Origin of the sequence: Amycolatopsis sp. NPDC051071 (assembly GCF_040682875.1) — a bacterium.
GTDB lineage: Bacteria > Actinomycetota > Actinomycetes > Mycobacteriales > Pseudonocardiaceae > Amycolatopsis.
The window spans coordinates 1-20,612 of record NZ_JBFBBY010000133.1; the positions used below are offsets into that span (position 1 = coordinate 1).

Annotated in this window: 7 protein-coding genes; 1 reads left to right on the top strand and 6 read right to left on the bottom strand. The window is 68.8% G+C overall.

Annotated elements, in window-relative coordinates; translation table 11 throughout:
• Window positions 1–789: 789 nt before the first annotated feature.
• Genes AB0M65_RS31320 through AB0M65_RS31345 form a run of 6 tightly spaced genes read right to left on the bottom strand, consistent with a single transcriptional unit; the run spans window position 790 to window position 19,391 of the window.
• Window positions 790–2,655: a hypothetical protein gene (locus tag AB0M65_RS31320; RefSeq protein ID WP_364035611.1), complete on the bottom strand. Its 1,866-nt coding sequence runs from the start codon at window positions 2,653–2,655 to the stop codon at window positions 790–792.
• Window positions 2,652–7,865, bottom strand: coding sequence for a hypothetical protein (locus tag AB0M65_RS31325; RefSeq protein ID WP_364035614.1), 5,214 nt, complete (start codon window positions 7,863–7,865; stop codon window positions 2,652–2,654). The genes AB0M65_RS31320 and AB0M65_RS31325 overlap by 4 nt, the downstream gene beginning before the upstream one ends.
• The gene (locus AB0M65_RS31330; RefSeq protein WP_364035617.1) at window positions 7,846–10,950 is read right to left on the bottom strand and encodes a hypothetical protein; all 3,105 of its coding nucleotides are present in this window, start codon (window positions 10,948–10,950) and stop codon (window positions 7,846–7,848) included. Before AB0M65_RS31330 ends, AB0M65_RS31325 begins: the two co-directional genes overlap by 20 nt.
• Window positions 10,947–12,104, bottom strand: coding sequence for a kelch repeat-containing protein (locus tag AB0M65_RS31335; protein ID WP_364035620.1), 1,158 nt, complete (start codon window positions 12,102–12,104; stop codon window positions 10,947–10,949). Before AB0M65_RS31335 ends, AB0M65_RS31330 begins: the two co-directional genes overlap by 4 nt.
• Window positions 12,105–12,124: 20 nt before the next feature.
• Window positions 12,125–16,813, bottom strand: coding sequence for a DUF6603 domain-containing protein (locus tag AB0M65_RS31340; RefSeq protein ID WP_364035623.1), 4,689 nt, complete (start codon window positions 16,811–16,813; stop codon window positions 12,125–12,127).
• Window positions 16,806–19,391, bottom strand: a complete 2,586-nt coding sequence (locus tag AB0M65_RS31345) for a hypothetical protein (protein WP_364035626.1) — start codon at window positions 19,389–19,391, stop codon at window positions 16,806–16,808. Before AB0M65_RS31345 ends, AB0M65_RS31340 begins: the two co-directional genes overlap by 8 nt.
• A 178-nt stretch (window positions 19,392–19,569) precedes the next feature.
• Here AB0M65_RS31345 and AB0M65_RS31350 point away from each other — a divergent pair, with 178 nt between their 5' ends.
• Complete coding sequence (locus AB0M65_RS31350) at window positions 19,570–20,553, top strand: SMI1/KNR4 family protein (protein ID WP_364035629.1); 984 nt, start codon at window positions 19,570–19,572, stop codon at window positions 20,551–20,553.
• The last annotated feature ends 59 nt before the right edge of the window (window positions 20,554–20,612 follow it).

Below are 20,612 nucleotides of genomic sequence, written 5' to 3' on the forward strand. Positions count from 1 at the left end.
CCCCCGCAAAACACTGGACTGGCTTACACCCCAAGAAAAACTCAACCTGCTACTGTCCTAAATAGAGCATGTTGCGACGACCGCATGAATCCGCCCCTCCTTCCCTACGCTTAAGTAGGGAAGGGGGCCTTCTTCAACGGCCGGTTTCTGACCTGCGCGAACACGCCGAAAGGGTCGGTGACCAGCGAAAACCGATCCTGTTATTGAGGGTTAAGGCAAATGTGACGTGACCGAGTCTCTGTCTTGAGGTCGTGAGGTCTGCTTCGCGAGCTTCAAGGCAGAGGCTTCGTGTGGCGCGGGGCGGGGCGGGGCCGGGCCGGGCCGGGCCGGTCGACGGAGCCAGGCCGCGCCTTGACTATCCACAAAGGACCCTTTTGGGCTGCAAAATGCCCGAGGGTCGTGAGTGATAATGAGGGTTCGGTTCGCGCCCGGCCCCGGGTGTCATAAGGGGTCCCCATAGGACGAAAAATGTCCTATGGGGACCCCTCATGACACTTCAGGGACCCGTCGGCGCCACCGAACCCCACTATCACTCGCAACCCCATCCTGAAACAGGGTAAATTGCCTAAATCAGACACGCGCATCCCGCAAAGCGTCCTTTGTGGATGGTCCGGGAGCGCCGGGACACCTTGAGCCACCGCCCTATAGAGATCGGGGCTGGCCGATTGTATTTATAGGTGAGCCATACCAAGATGATCAATGTCAGGCATGGACGCCCGATAAGGAGCGCATACAAAGTCCCGACCCCGCCGCACGTCGAAGTGGCAGTTCCCCTGGCCTTCACGCGTGTTACGGCGTCGGCGGGAGCGGAGTATCGACGAGCTGGTCGAAGGCGAGACCGCTGGAGCCCTCACCCCGGCCGACACCCCGCCGCGCGCTGAGCCAGACGACGACGCGGCCGTCACGCCAGCGCGTCCGGTTGTAGGCGACCGAAAGCCGCGTACCCGCCTGCGGGACTTCCTCCTCGTTGACGAAGTACTGGGCCTTCTCGGCGGGCAGCCGCTCGTCGAGACCCACGCGGAGCAGCGACGTCCGCGGTTTCACCGGCGCTTGGTCGACGACGCTGGGCATCGCCGCCCGCTGCAGCCGGATCTCGCGGTTGTCGCCGGGGGCGTGCACCGGGATGAACGGGATCCAGTGCTCCGGGACGCTGTTCATCGCGACGTACGTGATGGGCGCGCGCGGGGGATCCTCCTCGGCCGCCGCGGTGGCGTCGTGCAGGCGTTGCCGGAACGCGACGACCTCCGCGGCCGCCTCACTTCCCCGCCGTGGTTCACCGACCGGCGTCGTGATGGTCTGCTCGATCCCCCAGACGAGGGTCGCGGTCTCGTCGCGGATCAGCAGGACCTCTTCCAGCGCGGGACCTTCGGCCACCTTCGGCACGCTCGGCGGGAGCAGCAGGTCGGTGTCGGCCCGGACGTCGGCGGTGCCGATGGTGTCCAAGGTGAACATCGACCAGCGCCGCCAGTCCTCGTCCCGCCCGGTTCCGGCCGGGGTGATCCATTGCTTCTCCCCGAAAACGTCCGTGACGACCAGGCCCTGGATCTTGGCGAGGGTGCCGGCGGGCAGGTCGCAGGGCACCTGGTACCAGTCGTTGGAGAAGACCAGCGCGAATTCCAGGAAGATCAGCCGCGCGAGATCGGTGCTGTCCGGGCGGACGGCGGCGAAGTTGGTCTTCCCGTCCTCCTGCGCCCACCAGCGCGGCAGCGGCATCCCGGAATAGCGGACCGGGGCCGGGAACACGGTCCGGGTCAACGTCGGCTCCGGCGGTTTCGTCCCGCCGACCGGATGCGGTGGATCGACCGAGAAAGCGTGCCACTCCAGCGTTCCGCCCGGGTACTCCTCGGCGGACAGCTTCTTCTCGCCGCCACCCTTGGCCCCGGCCGCCACCGAGAAGCGGTGCTCGAACCGGCTGGGATCCCAGGTCGCGTCCGTCGGCTTCGCCACGGGACGGTCGATCAGCTTCTCGTACCACTTGACCAGCCGGGCCCCCAGCTTCCGCAGCAGGGCGCTCTGCAGTGCCCCGAGCAGACCGGTGCCGTCCTCCGCGTTCCCGCCTCCCTTGAGGTGCAGGTAGAACAGGTGGCCGTCCATCCGGCGCCCGGCGACGGTCTGCATCATCGACCAGACCTCGGGATGCGCCAGCTTCGCGACGTCGTCGGCGTTTCCCGGATCGGGCAGCGCGATGGGATACCGCTTGAGGTAGGCGTCTTTGAAACCGAGGAGATTGCCGAGCAGGAGTGGCTGCGCCGCCATCAGTTTGAACCACTGACGACCGATGGCCAGTCTCAGGTCGAAACCGATCTTCTCGGTTCCGGGAGTACCGAACGCCAAAGGCGGAAGCCGTCGTTCCGCGACAGTCTCAAGTGGACGGTCGACGGACAGGTCCTGCGGCGGCCCGTCCGGCGGCTGGAACCGCGTCGGACGTGACGGCGAAACCGCGTACGTCACGGTCACCGGGCTGCCCGCGTCCGTCCCGCGGAACTCCCCCAGCTGCCATTGCCGGGTGAGCATCCACAGTGGATCCCGGACCTCCGCCCGCAGGGCACGGTCGAAGCCGACGGTGCGCGGACGGCCTTCCAGCCGGTTCCACACCCCGACGGCCGGGAGGTCGCGGGCGGCGAGTTCTTCGGCGAAGGACTGGGTTTCGGTCATCGGGCGGCCTTCCAACGCAGGGTGCCGACGGCGAGATCGGTGCTGATGGTGACCTGGTCCCGGACCGCCGACATCATCGTCGCCGGGAGAAACTGCCCGAGCGCGGTGCCTTCGAGGTGGTCGGGCTCGACAGCGCGGGTCTTCGCCAGGTCGAAGGTCTCCTCGATCGCTTCCAGCAGCAGCTCCGGCGTCCAGTTCCCGGCCGGATCGAGCACCGGCGGGACGACGAGCAGCATCGCCTGCGGTGGTTCGGCGTCCGGACCGTCGTAGTTCAGCGCGATCCCGGTGGTCTCGCGTTCGGCGGGGATCACCTCGGTCCATTCGTCGAGCAGCAGCCCGCAGTGATTCTCACCGCTCAGCGAGGCCGCGTAGTGCGCCGTGTAGAGCAAGCGGTCCTCGTTCAGCTGGTCACCCACCTTCGCCGGATCGAAGAACTCCATGGCCAGCCAATGGTCGTCTTCGGCGTAGGGCAGTTGGACCGGCGTCAGCTGCGGCTCCTTCCAGCCGAGGATGCCAGTGCCGAGCAGCCCGCCGGGATCGAGCAGCGCGTTGGCGAGCTGAACCGATTTCTCCCAGAGCCGCGGCTTTTCCCGCACCCTTGCCATCCCGTGCAGCCAGTCGTCCACCGGGAAGTCACGGTCGGGTTTGCCCGGCTGAGCGGAGGTCAGGTGCTTGACCAGGGCGTCGCTGTCGTTCCGCGCGTCACGCCACTGGTCGAGTACCGCCTCGGACGGTGTGAACTCCGGGACCGCCAGGACGTCTTCGCCGAGCAGTGCCTTCAGTGCGTCGATCCCGGCGGTGACCCGATCCGGTCCGGTGACCGCCTTGTCGTAGCGTGCCAGCACCTTTTCCGCGGCCTGCTTCCGGCCGTCCAGCTCACCTCTGAGCTTTCCCGCCCGCACCAGCAGTTCCCGGCCGTAGGCGACGACTCGATCCTCGAACGGTTTCAGGTCGAGGCCCGCCGGGTCGATGTCGGTCAGCGGCAGTTCGCGTGCGACGTCGGCGAGCAGACCGCTCAACGTCGACTCATCCGTTCCGGCGAAGCCGGTCAACCGGCCGAGCCGGTCGCCGAACCGCGTACGCGCCGCACGCACGCGCGTCCGCATCCGGAGCACCGACGATTCCCGAGGCTCGGGTTTGGTCACCAGCAATCGTTCGATCTGCTCCAGCAGCCGGAACCGTTCCGCGTCCGATGTGGACGATGGGAGCGCGTCGTACCGGTCGAACAGCACCCCCGCCGCCTTCAGCGCGCGGTCCATCCGTCCGGCCACCTCGGCGACGGCGTCGAGGACGGCGGCGAACACCCCGCCCCGCCACAGTGACAGCTCACCCCAGCCGCTGATCGCCGGCCCGAAATCACCCGCGGCCTTGGCCAGTTTCGCGTACCGGGCAAGGAAATCGTCGATATGCCGGACGATTTCGGCGCGCGCGGGCTCCCCGGGGGCCGGGTAGTGCACGCCGAGATCGGTCAGGAATCCCGTGACGTCGGTACTCAGGCCGGTCAGGGATTCCAGGACGGCGACCGGGCGGTTCCGCGACAGCGACACGGCGTCGTCGGCCGCGCGTTCGACCGGCGCGGTACCGGCCGCGGGAACCAGGTCGGTCGGCCGCAGCGGCCTCGACGTCGTCAGCAGGGCACGCAAGGCACCGATCAGCGGCGACAACTCGAAGAAGCTCACCTTCCCGGAAACCCGCTTCGTGTACTCGATTTCGAGTTTGGCGTCCGGTCGCGGCCGGGACTTCTCGATGACCACGCCGAGGATCCGGTCGTCCAGGTCGGTCGACTCCGCTTTCTCCGCCGGAGGCACCGCCGAGAGCAGGTCGATCGGCTGCAGCCCGGCTTCCGCCTGGGTCACCACGCGGAAGCGCCGCTCCTTGTCCTGGTCGAGCCAAGTGACCGACGCGACCACGTTCGCCGGTTCCGGCAGCACGTCGGTCAGCCAGTCGTTGACCGCCGGTTCGGCCCTGGCGCGGGGATTGTTCCTGCCCAGCAGCGGAGCCCCGTGGTCGGGACCGAGGCCGGGGGCGAACTGCAGGCCCAGCCGATGGGTGAGGGTGGTCCCGCCGCGTGGGGTCTCGACCACCGCGGGCTCGGGCAGGACCCCGCCCTTCGCGTAGGAGTCCAGTGTCGCCGCCGCCCGCTCGGTGTTGCCCTGCAGCACTTGATGCGCGCCCTCGGCGACGATGAGATCCGCCAAGGCGTCGTGTGCGTCACGCAGGACCTCGACCTCCTTGCCGATGTCCGCGATCTCGCCGGGGTCGGCGATCTTCGGAAGTCCTTCGAGCTTGAACGGGTACACCCGCTCCGCTTCCTTCAACAAGTCCACGTGACGTAGCAGGGCGAGCCCGTCGATCACGTTGCGGGCCTCGACCTGCTCGACGCTCGTCGGCAGCCCCGGCCCCTCCGACGGCTTCGGAACCGACTCGGTGATCTTGTTCGCCCGCAACGGGAACTTGAACCGAAGCCCGGCGATGATCTTGTCGAGTCCGATCCGCCGGTCGTGCAGCCCGCGTTCGAACCGGTAGCCGAGCAGCGCCCCCGGCGCCTGCCCCTGCCGCATTCCGTCCAAAATGGACAAGGCGACCCGGACCCGCGCGGAACTCAGGTTCACGGCGAACGTGCTGTCCTTGCGCTGTTTGCCGTTGGCGAGGAACCCCGCTCGCAGTACGGCTGCCGTGCGGGCATGGGCGGGCGAGGGGGCGTGGATGTAGCCGCCGTTGTCCTCGTCGTACGGCAAGGGCTTGGTACCGAAGATGGCGGGCAGGCCGGTGGGAAGCGGCTCCGTGACCGGGGTCCCGGCGCGCTTGATGCTCTCCAGCCGTCCGTACGCGCCGAGATGCAGACCGCGTTTCGGCGCGCCACCGGCCGGATCACGGCGCAGTTCCGCCAGCCGCTCGTTGACAAGGCCGAGCCGCCAAGCGTCGAGCCGGTAAGTGGCGCAGTCGAGGTGCTCGGCGAAAACCCGCTCCAGCTTCGCCGTCGGCAGGGCCGCGAGCAGGTCCACCGCCTTGAGCTGCTCGGACAGGTCCGCGGTGGCGGGGCTCGAAGTCATTACGGTGCGGAGGTGCTCGTGCACCAACCGATCGGGATCGATCGCCGGATCCGTGGAGTAGAGCTTGCGGTACCGGCTTTCGCTGGGCTCGCCGGAGACGTCGAGGTGGATGAACGGCGCGTCGCGGGTGTCCGGCACCTCGGCGCCGGGTGTGAGCAGCGCGAGCCGTCGCGCGGCCTCGGCGGCACCGAGCAGCACGGCGTGCCGGGCCAGCAGGTACAGCAACGCCGACGGCGGGAGGTTGTCGGTGAACCCCTCTTCCTTGCGCACCCTCTCCAGATCGGCCGCGCCGTAATGCGCCAGCCAGGCCAGATAGTTGCCTTCGGGCGCATAGGCCCGGATGAGGTCCACTTCGGACAGTGGACGGTCGTCGACGACGGGCGACTGGAGCAACTGGACCTGCTCGTCGAACACCCGCCGCAGCAGGTCGGGTTCCCCGTCCTGATAACCGAACCTCGCCAGCACCTCCCGCATCGGCGCGCTCAAGGCGGTTTCCAGCCGCTCGGCGAACCCCTGGCCGAATCCCCGGCCGAGCAGATCGTCGGTGCTCTGGGCGAACCGCTGGTAGTACTCGGCCGAAGTCGGGTGCAGGGCGAGGATGTCCAACAGCTTCTGGTGCGGATCCCCCTTGGCCGAATCGAGGTACTGGACCTTCGAGAGCGCGGCGTGCCAGTCGAGCGCGGCTTCCTTGAGGACGTTGTTCAGTGCCGTGCGATGCGGAGCGGTGGCCGGGAAGGCGAGCCGCGAGAACACCGTCGTCGGCAGGATTCCGTAAGGTTGCCTGCCGATCTTGACCGCGGGCAGCGGCCCCCGGCCCGACACGTGCTCCAGGAAGAACTGCCGCGTCTGCGCGATCTGCTGTTCGGTCAGCACGCCGTTCAGCAACGCCGGAAGGTAGTAACCCCAGGTCGCGGGCCACAACGCGGTATGCGCCGCGCGGGCGTCCCGCCGGTCCTTGCCCTCGGCGTTCGCCACCCCGGCAAGCACGGCCGGGTCGAGGCCGAGCAGTTCGGCAAACCACTCGCCGTCGGTCTTGGTGGTCCAATCCGCGGCGGCGGCCGCGAAACCGGCGGCCGTGGCGAGCGCGGATTCGGCTTCGGCGCGCGGATCCTGGCCCGCGGCCGCCTGTTCCGAGTTGTTCGTCGGCGTTCCCTGTGGCAGGAAACCGAAGCCTGCCGGCGTGCGCACCTGGTCGGTGAGCAGCTTGCCCCAGTCGTCCGCCGACGTCTGCGGGGTGGCCTGCTCGCGGAGGCCGAGAACGACGAGCCTGTCGAGACCGGCGCTGAACTCCGGTTTCACCACAATCCGGATGCCCATCCCGACCTCTTCGGCCGCTTTGAACTCGATGAGCCATTTCAAGGCGTCCGGAACCCTCAGTTCACCGGTCCCCTCGTCGATCTTGAGCTGTTTGTCCAGGAGCTCACCGGGGTTGGGGCTGACCGCGAGTCCGGGTTTGACCGGACGGCCGCTCTCGGAGAAGACCCGTGTCCCGCCGACGTAACCGAAGGCAGTGAACTTGTCCGGCAACAGTTTCGCGGTCGCGGCGGTCGTCCAGGACTCCTCCGCGATCTCTCCCGGAGGCAGCGGGGTGAGCTCCAGGAAGGCCACCGCCACCACGTCGCTCCGGTTCGACGGCGCACTGTCCATTCCGGACGGACGGACCGCACGGATCGCCTTCGCCCGCGCCGCCCCCACCGCGGCGATCAAGGCGATGTCGGCGTCCCGCAGCTTTTCGCGGTCGCCGTGCGCCTTCCAGACCGCCGTCCAGTGGTCGACGGTCGGCTGGCGGTCCTGCTGCGCGACGGGCTGCGCCGTGACGACCACCAGAACCGTCGTCCCGGCGGGAACCTGGCTCGGGCGGCCTGCTGGGTTGGCCGGTTTGTACTTCTGCAGCAACCAGCCCGCCCTCCCGGCGGGAACCCGGGCCGCGAGCTGTTCCCACGCCGCGCTCTCGCCCACCGGCGAACCGCCCGCGGCCCAGAGCGTGGTCCAGTAGGCGTCCAGCGCGGCGAGTTCGGCCGGGGTCGGACGGGGTTCGAACTTGTCGACCGACCACTCGTCGGGGAAAACCCGGACGAGCAGTTCGGTGCCGACGTACCGGGTCTCCACCCGCACCGGTCCCAGCAGCACCGGGAAATCAAGCTTGAGGTCGGGCATCCCGCAGCATCTCCTGTGCGTGTACGGCCACCAGAACCGGCGCCTGGAAAAGGATGTAGGCGACATCGGCGGCACTGACGTCGGGCGCCCACTCGGTGATGTTCACGTCGTCTTCGCGCTGCCGCTCTTTTTCCTGATCGTCGTCGTCACCGTTGAAGTCGTCGAGGCCGACCTCGACACCCTGGTCGAACCGGATGAACCCCGACCTCGACCGTTCGGGATCGAGGTGACCCCACGTGACGTCGTTCCACACCTCGATCTCCGGCAGCCCCTCCGGCGGTGGCTCGTCGAGACCGAACCGCGGATCGCCGGGGCGTTCCTTGAGCACGAAGAACCAGCCGAGCCCGTCCGCCCCGCCGGACCGCGCTTCGGGCTCGCTCAACGGGAACCCGAGAAGGTAGATGTCCGGCGAGATCTTGGCTTCGTAGGTCGGCAGCCGCACCAGCTGGTCGGTGAGCGGGACATTCGCCGGAATGGGCGCGATGGTGCGCTCGCCGGTCTTGTTCTGTGTCCCGTCCTTGTTCAACGGCCAGGTCGCCTTATGCGCGTAGATCGAGACATTCGGGTACTTCTTGAGCAGCTCGCCGCGGATCACCAGGACGAGATCCTTTTGCTGCGGCGCGGCGGAGGGACGGCGATGGTTGTTCTCGCCGAGCTTCGCGGTCTTGCTCCAGCGGTGCAGCGGCGGGATGTCGTACAGCCGTTCCCGCCACGCTTCCCGGGATTCACCCGGCTCCAGCGGCACCGGACGCGGATCCCAGAACTGCCGGAACGGCGTCCCGCGCAGATCGGTCGGGAACTCACGCCAGAGCAGTTCCCTCGCCATTTCGTGGTTGAGCCCGATGAGATAGGCCTCGATGAACTGCCGGTTGTTCTCCAGCAAGGTGATCGAGTTCTCCGGCAGCAGCCCGATACCGGGTACGAACGTCTCGGCGGAGAACTTCAGCAGCTCCTCGTACATCGGCATGTCGAACACCGGATACGCCAGGATCTCGATCAGCTCGCCCACCGCGATCCGCAGCCGCTCCGGCAGGTTCATCGAGCCGGCGAGGCTCTCCATCAACGTCTTCTCCGCACGCAGGCCGTCGATCATGTCGTCGATGGCTTCGATCACGCCGAGCTGGTCGTCGACGACCTCCGCGACGGCAGCGGCCCCGGCGAGACCGTCGTCCAGCGCGCGCAGCGCGGTCCGGTACCGCGAAGGCTCCTGCTCCTCGATCGCGGCACGGGAAAGGTCCACCCCCAAGGAGGCGACCGTGACCGGTGGCGCGCCCTTGGCCGGGGCCGCGGTGACCTCCCCGTGGTCGATCCGGTCCACCAGCAGGTCGAATTGGCTGCCCAGCGGAAGCAGTCGTTTCCTCAGCCGGGAACCCGGCCGCGTGATCCGGCGCATCGGCGCGGACATCGGCGCGGCGGCGACCCGGCTTCTGTCCACTTTGTACCCGACGGCGAACAGTTCCGGCGCCTCCGCCGAGGCTGACCGCGCACTCGCCGAAGCCGGACGTTCGACCACCCGCCCGTGGACCGGCGCGGTCAAGGTCAGCGCCCGTCCCGAAACCGGCTGATCCGCGGCGGCGAGGGTCTTTGGCGGGACGGTCGGGGTGAGATGCTTGCCCTGCAAGCGGTTCCCGAGCTGACGCGCCAGCTGCCCTGCCCGGATGAGCGCGTTGGCCCGCTGGATGTCACCGAGCTGGTTCCAGGCCGCGGCCATGAATTCTTCCTGGCGCGCTTGGACGACCTTGGTCCCGAACTGGGCGGCGACGCGAAACCGGGGATCGAGGTTGAGCCGGTGCACCCAGTTGCGTTGCTGCTCGGGCGGCAGCGGCTGCCCGTCCTCGGTCAGCAGGGTCCGGGTCAGCGAAGGCCAGCAGCCGTACAGCGGTGGGGTGATCACCGGATCGGTCACGTCCGCCACCGCGGTGACCCCGGCTGTCTCGGCGGCTTCGGCGTTCGCGGCGGGCGGCGGTTTCTGCCGGTAGGCCTGCGCCAGGTTGACGAAGCCCGCCATCGCCTTCTGCCACTGGTTCGGGTACGGCGACGCCGTTTCGGTGTGGTAGCCGTCCCAGTTCTCGAAGTCGTCGGGATGGCCGTCGGTTCGGGGCAGCTGAAGGGCGCCGCCGAGCTTCAGTACACCGTCGGGCAGGGTCGGCGTCGTGAGCGGCGGCAGGTCGTACACCCGGCGATGCGCGTCCATCGGCCGCCTGCCGACCGGATCACCGGCCTCGTACGGTTTGAGCAGCCGGACGAGGAATTCGAAGTCGCCGACCGTGCTCGTGGTGAAGGACCAGCGGTGGTAGTACGGCAGGACGACCTGTCCGGTTCCCGCGCCCCAGCTCGGTTCCGTCGCCTTGAGGTCCGCGGGCACGTTCTCGCCGAGCCCCGCCAGCCGCCCGGCTTCGAACGCGGGCACCAGAAAGGCGTGATAGGTCGTGGAGGGCTTCAGATGCCGGGGGCAGAGCACCCGCGAGCAGGCGCTGTCCGGCGCATCACGCAGTACCCGGGTCAGCTTGCCCAGTGCGGTGCCCATGTCGGCCGGGTCGTCGACCGCGAGCCGCCCGTCGAGTTCCCCGTTGACGTGGACATGCGCCCACGCCCCGAGTTCGCCGGGCGGCTGCAGTGCCTGCGGGTTCTTCACCGTGACGAACGGCAGTGGCTTGTCCGGCACCAGACCGTCTTCGAACTCCGCCTGCCCGGTGTCCCCACCCGTGGAAAGGACGATCAGGGCGAGCCAGGGAGCCAGCCGTTTCGTCGCGTCGTCCGGTTTCGCCGGACTGTAGCGCCAGGGAATGTCCTCTTGGTAAAACTCGATATGCGCCAGGTAATTGGGCTCGAAGTTGGGGATGCCGGGTCGCGGTTCGGTGCGGGAGATGGCCCGAGGGTCGAGACCGACGACGTCACCGGGACCGTAGAGCTGCACCGGCCGCGTGAGTTCCCGGTGCGGCGCGGGATCACCGTCCTTGAGCGCGTCCCCGGTCAGCCGCAGCTCGACCGGGATGGTCGCCCGCGGCCCGGCGACGTCACCCTTGATCCGGGTGGTCAGCCCGGTCCGCAGCCACGGCAGGAAGGAGTAGGCGTTCGCGCTCACGAACCACTCCCGAACTTCTCGGCGGTCTTCGTCAGCTCGGGTTTCTGCGTGGCGGCGGCGAGTCCGGTACTGGCGATCCCGCCGGCGACGAGCACGGTGGTCCCGGAGGCGACGGCGGCGAACCCCCAGCGTCCTTCGGCCAGCCCCGTCACCGGTTTCCAGTCACCCGCGTCATAACGCAGGACACTGCGGTAACCGGCTTCGTTCGTGACGTCGTCGGCGCCGCCGGTCACCACGACCTGCCCGCCGCCGACGGCGACAGCGCGGTGGAAGGCCCGGCCGCCCGGCATGGGTGTGGCGTCCTTCCAGGTTCCGGTCGTCCCGGTCAGCTCGAAGATCTCGGCGGTGGCGCGGGCGAACGGGTCGAACGCGCCCTCGGCCGTCACCCCCGGCGCCTTCCCACCCGTGACGAGGACGGAGGTGTCGGACAACGCCGTCGCGGTGTGCCCGCTCCGGGGAAACCGCATGGTGGCGGCGACGGTCCACGGGCTGGTGCCCGCCGCGGCCGCGGAATCGTAGATCTCGCAGAACGCGAGGGCCGGATCGTCGGCCGTGCCGACCGGAACGGTTCCCCCGCAGACCAGCACCTTCTTGCCACCGCTCAGGACCACCGCGACGTGCCCGGTCCGCGCGTCGGTCAGCTCACCGGCAGGCTCCCACGTCTTGGTGGCCGGGTCGAACAGTTCGGCGGTGCGCAGCGCCATCACCTTGCCGCCCGGCCGGAGCGTGCTGCCACCCGAAACCAGGACCTTGCCGTTCGACAGCGCCACGGCACTGTGTCCCCACCGGGCCGCCTTCATCGGCTTCTCGACCGGCGTCCACTTGTTCTCGGCCGGGTCGTACAGCTCGGCCGTGGCCAGCGCGGGCCCGCCGGCCGCGCTGATCCCGCCGGTGATCAACGCCTTCCCGCCGGTCAGCGGGGTCAGCGCGTGCAGCTGCCGCGCGGTGCCGAGGACGAGGGGATCCGACCACTTCCCCGTTTCGAAGTCGAAGACGGCACTCTGCTTGACACTGGCGGACGCCGCGTCCGCGCCGCCGGCGACGAGCGCCTTCTTGCCGCCCTCCAACAGGACGGCGGCGTCGTGCTGGCCTGCCCACGTCACGGCCGCGAGGTAGTCGGGGGCGGTCGGGTCGGCCGCGAGCACACTGGTCATGGGGGCGATCCCTTCGGAGTTCACGGCAGGTAGAGCTCGGCTCGGCCGTCGATTTCGACGGGCTCCGGTCCCACGGCACCGGCCCCGGTGCGGGACAGGCCGCCGACGGCGAACACGCGGCCGTCGGCCAAGGTGACGGCCGGGAAGTCCCAGCGGCCACCGGCGAGCGCGCCGGTTTCGCTCCAGGAACCGGAACCGGGGTTGAAGACCACGGTGGACCGGAAGCCCGCGGTCGCGTGTGGACGGCCGACCCCACCGGTGACGACGGCGCCGAGAGGGGTGGCCACACATCGGTGACCACTCCGGCCACCGCCGGGCAGATCGCCGACACGGGTCCATGCCTTGGTCTCCGGGTCGAAGACCTCGGCCGTGGCAAGGCTTCCCGGGCGATACGGGAGCCCTCCGACGGCGTCGCCTCCGGTGACCAGCACCGTCCCGTCGGGCAGCACCGCCGCCGAATGACCCTTGCGGGGAACCGCGAGGGAACCCGCCGGAAGCCAGGTCTTCGCCGCCAGGTCGTAGAGCTCGCAGGTCGCCAGCGCCCGCTCGCCCTCACCGGTCGGCACCGCGCCACCGATGACCAACACCCCGGTCGGCTGCTTGGTCTTCTTGTCGGTGAGGACGACAGCCTGATGCCCGGTGCGGGCGTCGGTCATCGTCGCGGCCGCCGTCCACTGGAGAGTCCGCGGATCCAGCAGCTCGGCCGAAGCCAGCGCCGCGCCCCGGCCGGACGTGCCGCCCACGACGAGCAGCTGGGTGCCGGCCGGGGTGGCGGTGTGCCCGTACCGGGCCGTGCTCAGGGCTCCCGTGTCCTGCCAGGACTTCGCGACCGGGTCGAACACCTCCGCCGAAGCCAGCGGGACGCCGATCGCGTCGAGCCCGCCGGAGGCGACGGCCCGGCCGTCGGCGAGCCTGGCCGTACCGTGCCGCAGCCGGGCGGTCTTCAGCGACGGGGCGCCGGTTTCCCAGAGGACCGCCACCGGGTCGAATACCGACGTGGTCGTCACCGGTTTCCCGTGCGCGTCGGCACCACCCGCGACGAGCACCTTGCCGCCGGCGAGGACGACGGCGCCTGCCGCCGAAACCGGCGAGGGCGCGGCCACGGCCGACCAGGTGCCGGGTTCGGCCACCGGCCCGCCCGCGACCTCCGTGCGGTGCAGGACATGCAGCTGCCCGGTGAGACCCGGTTCCGCGGCGATCCAGCCCGCCATCGCGTCGGCGGCGCTCGCCTCGCTCCGGAAGTTCGCCGTGGTCGATCCGGTCTTCGCGGGCGGAAAAGCCTGCAGGTTGTTGCGCCGGTAGGCGACGATGAATCGGTCGCCGGTGAGGCGGACGGTCTCGTCGGGCGCGAACGGCTGCCGCAACCGGGTTTCGTGCTGGGACAACGGTGAGCGCGCGGTGCTGCTGCCGTCGAGCAACGTGCCGAAGACCGCGGGCGGCGAGCTGTACAGCTTCGGCTTGGCCGGAGCCTTCATCGCCATCCGGACCCGGCGGCGCCGCATCCCCAAGGTGACGACCGGCTCCGGCGGCTCATTGTCCACTATGTACAGTTCGTAGCGGGCGCTGCGGCGCACCACGCGCGGCGACGCGATGGCGCCCTTCTCGGCGGTGAGTTCGATGCCCGCGTTCTGATCCTCATACGCGGCACGGGAAAGCTTCGCGGCGTCGTCGGAGTCCTGGAACTGCCCCATCGCGAACTTGTCGCCGGTGATCGACGCCCGTTCCAGCCCCTTGCCCGGTACCGGGGCGAACCCGAACCGCTTGCCGTCGCTGGGCCGCTGCGCGCCGACCCGGTCGATCCGGATGTCGAGCGGGATCGCCCGCTGGTGGATGAACAGCGAGCCCAGCGGATGCAGCACCGGATCGCCGGTCTCGGGCAGCTGCCGCAGGGTGACCAGCGGGGCGGTACCGCCCGCGGGCAGCCGGGTCTGCCAGCCCTCGGTTTTGCGGACCTCGTTCTCCAGCAGGCCGAGCACCTCGACCGGGGGCAGCGCGGTGTCGCGCTCCTCACCCCAGGAGATGTCGAAATCCGCCGAGATTTCGAAGAACAGCAAGGAGATCGAGCCCCGGCCGTGTGCACGCCACGGTGACGGCCCCTCCAGCTGGAAGTCGAGATCGATACCGAAGACACCGACGCCGAACGCCTTCAGCGAGACACCGGCGGAGATCTGGATGATGAACGAGAACGGCGAGAACCGGAACAACGCGTCGAAGGCGAGATGCCCTTCGATGCCGAACCCGCCGAAGCCCAGCCGTAGTTCGGCCTTCGCGCCGAATTGGACGGTGTTGCTGGTGACCGCGAAATAGCCGGAGACGCGGATCAGCCGTCCCGGCGAGTTGAGGATGTCGACCGACAGCCTCGGCGGCACGGGGAACGGCAGCGGCGGCGGTTTGAACGACGGATGGAACCCGCCGACGCTGAGCACGAAGTCCGCGTTGTCACTCCAATCGACGAGCAGTCCCATCCCGCCTTCGATGGTCATCGTCAGGATGCGGGAATCGAAGAGCTGCGCGTAGAACCACAGCCTCGACTTGTCGACTTGGAGCGCGCCGATGAAGTTGACCTGGATCACCAGCAGCGCGACGTCCTCGCTCGGCAGGACGCATTTCAGCACCCCGAGGATCGCGATGTTGCCAGGCGGGATCTCCACGATCACCCCGAGCGAGACGGTGACCAGCGCCGGGGTGCCCCAGCCGATCTTCGCCATCGGGCCGATGAGGAACCGGCCCTCCTCCGGCGGGAAGAACCGCCGGAGGTCGCTGATGATCCGCGGCGCGTTCGCGATGACGTCCTTGGGGAACATCACCGATTCGATGCCACCGCTGACGACGCCGTCGAGCAGCGCGGCGAAGTCCATCCGCCGGTTGAGGCCGAGCACACCGCCGACGCCGAGGAGCGTGAACCCGAAGCCGAGCTGGATGCCGCCGCCCCCGAACTCGGTGGCGATCACGATCAGCAGCGAGAACCCGTCGGACCCGTCCGGCATCCGCGTGGTGATCAGCCCGATGGCCTTGAGCTCGACCAGCCCGGAGAACTCCAGTTCCAGCGCACCCGCGTACTCGCCGCGCTCCGGGTCGAAGTAGAGATACCCGCCGCCGGAGACGATGCCGGCGTCGACCGAAAGCCCGACACCCTTGGGTGGTTTGAACCCGAGCGACAGATCGACCGGCCCCAGGTTGCCGTCGTTGCCCGGTTTGAAGGCGAGGTCCGCGGTGAGCCCGATCTGCTCCACCACCGCCGTGATCGGCCCGAGCTCGGCCTTGAACGTCGTCCCCAGCCCGATCGGGATACCGTCGCCGGACGGGGACGCGGAGATCGTCAGCCCCTGGATCTCCAGCGGGCCCAGCTTGAAATGCGTCGGGATACGCGCCTCGAGGTTGGCGGAACCGCGGAAGTAGAACCCGTTCGCGTGCGAGATCCCGACGACGAGGTCGCCGCCGACGGTGAACCCGCCACCCGGGATGAGCTTCCCGATGAAGCCGTCGGCTCCGCCCGGGGTGAAGACGAACTCGAGCCCCTTGATCTCGAACTCGGCGAAGACGTCCACGCCGTCGGCGATCCTCACGCCACCGGTCGCGCCGATCGTGCGGTACTGCAGCCTGGTGCCGTCGCGGGAACCGAGGAGGAGGGTGGGCTCACCCGTGGCGCCGCCGCGTTCGACGACCACCTCGATGGCGCCGTCGACCTTGCCGGGCGAGCCCTTCTCGAAGCCGACGACGGTCTCGATCCCTTGGCCGGGAAGGAATCTGAGCGCGACGCCGCCCTTGAGATCGAGATCGCTGCGGATGAGGACCGTGATTCCCGGCGCGAGCGGGAGTTCCACGCCTGCCGAACCGTCGAACGACGGCAGCAACGCCAGCCCCGGCGGTCCGCCGCCCACGCCGGGTACACCGACGAGCCGGATCTCGGCGGACATCCGGTTTTGAAGCGAGGGAACCCGTTCGAAGAAAACACTTTTGATCGTTTTGACCCGGTTCGCCGAGTCACCCACGACGGCCTCCGCCGCCGCGGTCCCGAGGTCTTCGACCGCGATATGGACACCGAGCGCCGCGAGGAGGTCGTCGACCCGCGAGGCGAGGGCGCCGAAGCGGAACTCGGCGGTTCCCCAGCCGAAGGCGTCCTTGAGGACTCCGGCGGGATCGGACAGCAACCGCGGCAAGTCGGTGATGTCCAGCGAAACACGCATGTACGGCGGCCGGTTCCCCGCCGGTGGCGCGTAACCGTTCTTGATCACACCGAGTACGTGCAGGCCATGACCGAGGGACGGGTGGAACCGGTGCAGATAGGTGATGATCAAGTATTCGAGGACCTGCCCCGGGAATTTCTCCAGGAAGCCGTCGGCCCGCAGGGATTCCGGGATGGCCGACGGCGGGGCGTTCTTGATCGCCCGGATCCCGTTGACGACACCTTGGACGGCGCCGAGGACCCGCCCGATGTCGTCGGGCGAGACGCTGACAGCCGCGCCACCGTCGCCCACCGAACCGCCGATGTTGATGCCGCCGTCGCCCAGTAGACCGCGTAGGGCGTCATACAGGGTCTCGACCTGTGCTCCCAGTTCGGCGAACGGCTGCGGGATGGCTTCGGCACGCCAGCCGAGCCTGCGCAGGAAGCCGGAGAACTCCTCGGGAGAGGTCAAGGCGGTCCGCAGCGGGAGCAGGGCCTGCCCGATCTCGGCGAGGATCTTTTCGAAGGTACCCAGCTCAGCCATTCCCGCCTCCCGGGTAGAACTGCGCGCTCAGCAAGGCATGCGCACCGGGGTCGACGCGATTGACGATCAGCCACTTGCAGACGAAACAGAACTCCCCTGCCTCGTTCCTTCCGGCACCGTCGCGCATTTTGCATATCCCGGCCGGGCGGTAAGTTCCTCCCGCGAAGTGGGCCGCACCTTCGTAGATCCCGACGAGGTGGCTCGGCCCACACGGAATGAGTCCACCGTCGATCGCACGCGGGTAGTCGGGTCCTTCGTTGACTTCGGTGGTGTTCGTGTCGAGGTTGAGCGGCTCCTGTTTGGCCCGCAGGAAATCCAGGGTCTTCTTACGGACCGCGAGAAGCGGCGTGCCTGCCGCGTCCCGCGCCGGCAAGAACAGCACGGCCCCCTCTTCGAACACCGGGAACGGCGAGGCCGGCAGCGCCGGACCGTTGAGGACGAGCGTGCCCGCCGCCCTGTTGACGATGGAGACCCGGAGGTCGTCCAGATAGCCGGGGGCGAGCCGCGGCAGTGGCAGCTGCTTGCCGTCCGATCCGGGTTTGAAGTTCCTGAGGTGTACCGGGGTCGCCGTCCCTTCGAGCGGAGCCCATTTGCCGATCTCGGCCGGGCCGAGGGAAACCTGGATACCGGACGGCACGTTCACGGAACGGTCGATCAGGCGCGCCGACTGCTTCATCCTCGGCAGGGTGAGCCACTTGACCTTCGCCATGTCGAGATTCCGGCTGGGCACCGCGCCGGACCGCAGGAAGGACAGCAGCGAGACGTTGTCGTGATCGAAGTCCAACGTCGTCACCGCGACTCCCGGATTGTCGCCACCCCGGGATTCGTATTCGTCGCCGAGGTTGAAACTGTGCCCGAATTCGTGGGCGACGGTATCGACGAGCGAATCGAGGTCGGCGACGAATTCGGCCTGATCGCGACGCATTTCCAGCGGGTCGCGCCCCGGCGTGCCCGATCCGGCGTAGGTGAACTTCAAGCTCTGCTTCACGTCCAGCGTCTGCCCCACGACGGTGCTCGCGTTGAAGTTCTCGCCACCGTCGAGGTCGTCGTTGACGATCATCGCGATGAGTCCCCGGCTGCGCCGGAACCCGGCCGGGTCGGCTTTCCACTCGTCGCCGATCGGATGGACGACTCCCGCCAGCCGGAACTTGAGTCCCACGGCGAACCGAAGAATCGGATTGCCGATATTCGCCCTCTCCTCATCGTGCAGTTCGGGAGGATGCCGTCGCGGGTCGGGAGAGAGTCCTCTTGTCACGTCGGGACGGTAGAACTCGTACACCCTGGCGATGAAGGCTTTGAGCGCCGCGTCCCCCTTGACGTCGGCCGCGGGCCGGGGGGCGTGATTCTTCGACTCGTCGGAAGTGCGGTCGCCGAACCGCTGGCCGAGGTACAGGCCGAAAAAGGTATCGCAAGCGTGCGGGATCCCTTTGGCCTGCTGCGCCTTCCACGCTTCGATCAGCGCGTCGTTCGTCAGCGACACTTTGAAGTCGGCGAGATCCTGATCGTTCCACAGGTTCCGCAGAACGTCGTTCGCACGCCGCTCGTCACGCATCGGCAAGCCGACGCGCGCGATGAGTTCGTCCAGCGAGTACACGTTCTTGGCGCCGTCCACCGGCCCGTTGAACGGGATGGGCGAGCCAATGACGATGTCGTGGCTCGCGGTGTCGGTCACCCGGAACCCGGTGGTGACCCTGCTTTCCCGTGACGGGGTAAAATAGCTGAACATGTTGAACCGTTCGGCGAGGATTCCGTACGGCTCGTGCCGGGGCTTGGTGAACAGGTCGTAGGAGATCTGGGCGACAGCGCTCTGGAACTTCTGTTCCTGGGCGGCGGTGAACCCTTCCGCGAGGAAGAGGATGTTCTGCATCTTGGCCGCGCCGGCGACGTTCTTGTTGTCCACGGGGAACAAATCGGCGCGGACCCGCCCGTAATCGACGACGTGTACCGGCAGTTCCTTGGCCGGACCTCCCTGGAACGAACCGGAAACCTTCAACGCCGGAGGCAGTGGCGGGTTCGGCGGGACGGGCGGCGGAGGGGTCTCGACGGATCCGCCGAGCCTGCCCTGCGCCGAGACCGTGAGCTTCGCGGGGTCGCTCGGGGAAAGCGTGATGTAGCCGTGCCCGGTGATGTCACCGACGAGATCGGTCCCGCTCGCGGCGTCGTCGTCGAATCTCGCGTACAAGGACGGCTGCGCGTGCGGGACCACCGGATCCAGCGCCGTCGTGATGGAGTCGTTCCCGAACCACCAGTTCTCTATCTTCCGATGTACCTGGAGCCTGCCGACCAGGTACTGGTCACCCACCCGGACCTGGAACAGGTAGACGCCGGTCTTGGTCGCCTTCACCACTCCCGCCGAGTCGACGGTCGGCAGGTCGTCGAATCGATGACGGAGCGGGGCATGCGGGGCGAAAAATTCGATCACCCGCTCCGACGCGCCGACCGGGGTGAGCGGAGAGCGACCGCTGACCGGATCCGGATCCCCCCGCCGGAACAACCTCAGCTCCAGCGCGGACGCGCCGGTCAGCGCCAAATGCAGATCGCAGTGCGGGAAAAGCACGAGATCGGTCACGATCGGCACTTCCTATCCACGCGACGGACGGCAGGAAGATTCACGGCGACTTTCGTTCCCCCGCCTCAAAATCTCCGCGAACACAGCAAGCGTGGCGCCCGAATGGACCAGCCGTCAACGCATGGCCCGATGAACTGCCCCATAAGGCAGCGGGCCGGGCGGGCTCCGGTGTGGCAAGGTCGGCAACGTGGAGAAGGACGCGTATCTCGAGGACGCGATCAAGGACGTACTGAGCGGTGACGAGGCGGCACTCGACGACCGGATCGGGCACGCCGCGCTGATGTTCGCCGCGTCCGGGGCGATGGCGGAAGCCGTCAGACTGATCACGCATTGGCACGCGCTCACCGAACGTCCCGTGACCGCGCTCGTCCCCGGCGCCGTGCGGGAACGCGCGTGGGCGATGCTCTTCGAGGCACAGGGCGCGCGGCCGGAGTGGGCCGCGGCGCTGACCCCGCTCGACCTCGACGCGGAGGAGCGCGCCCACGACGCGTACCTCGCCCGCCGGGTGTCCGATCTCGACGGTCTGTTCAGCGGCTCCCCGATCGGCGAGGCGGTGTCGCACCTCGGGCCGTCCCGGCCGGACCGCCTTCGCGAGGCTGTCGCGCGAGGCGACGTCGACGCCTGGGCCGAGATCGCGTCGCGGCAGGGCAAGCCGGACGTCGCCATCCTCGCCGCGTCCCGTCCGCTCGCCCCGCGGCTGGTCGCGGGCGCCGACCCGCTCGGGCTCGGCGACTGGCCGGGCCTCTGCGCCGGAGCCCTGGTCGCGGGCCTGTACGAGCGCTATCCGCCGGACACCGGCTCCTGGCGCGAGATGATCGCGGGCGTCCTCCGGCTACGCGGCGGCGGGACCGCGCCCCCGGCGGCGTCACCCCGCAACGTCGGCGCGGCCGAGGCGCGACTCGGCCTCCGGCTGCCCGCCGACTACCGAGAGTTCCTGCTTACCTGTGACGGTCTCCCCGCCGACGTCGTCTTCCCGCGCCTGCTCGGGACGGCGGAACTACGCGCGGAAGGCGGGGTCGTCGTCATCTCCGACCCGGCCGTGGTGCTGCTCACCGCCGCCGGTGACCAGTGGCGGACGGTCGAAATCGACCCGGCGCTGGGCACGACGGTGCACCCGACGTTCCACGCACTGCTGGAACGGCACCTGCTCCTGCTGGCGCAGTCCGCCTGAGGCCCCATGGCCTCGTGAGCGGTAAGGACGGTGGCGCGTGAAGGCCCCCTTCCCTCGGC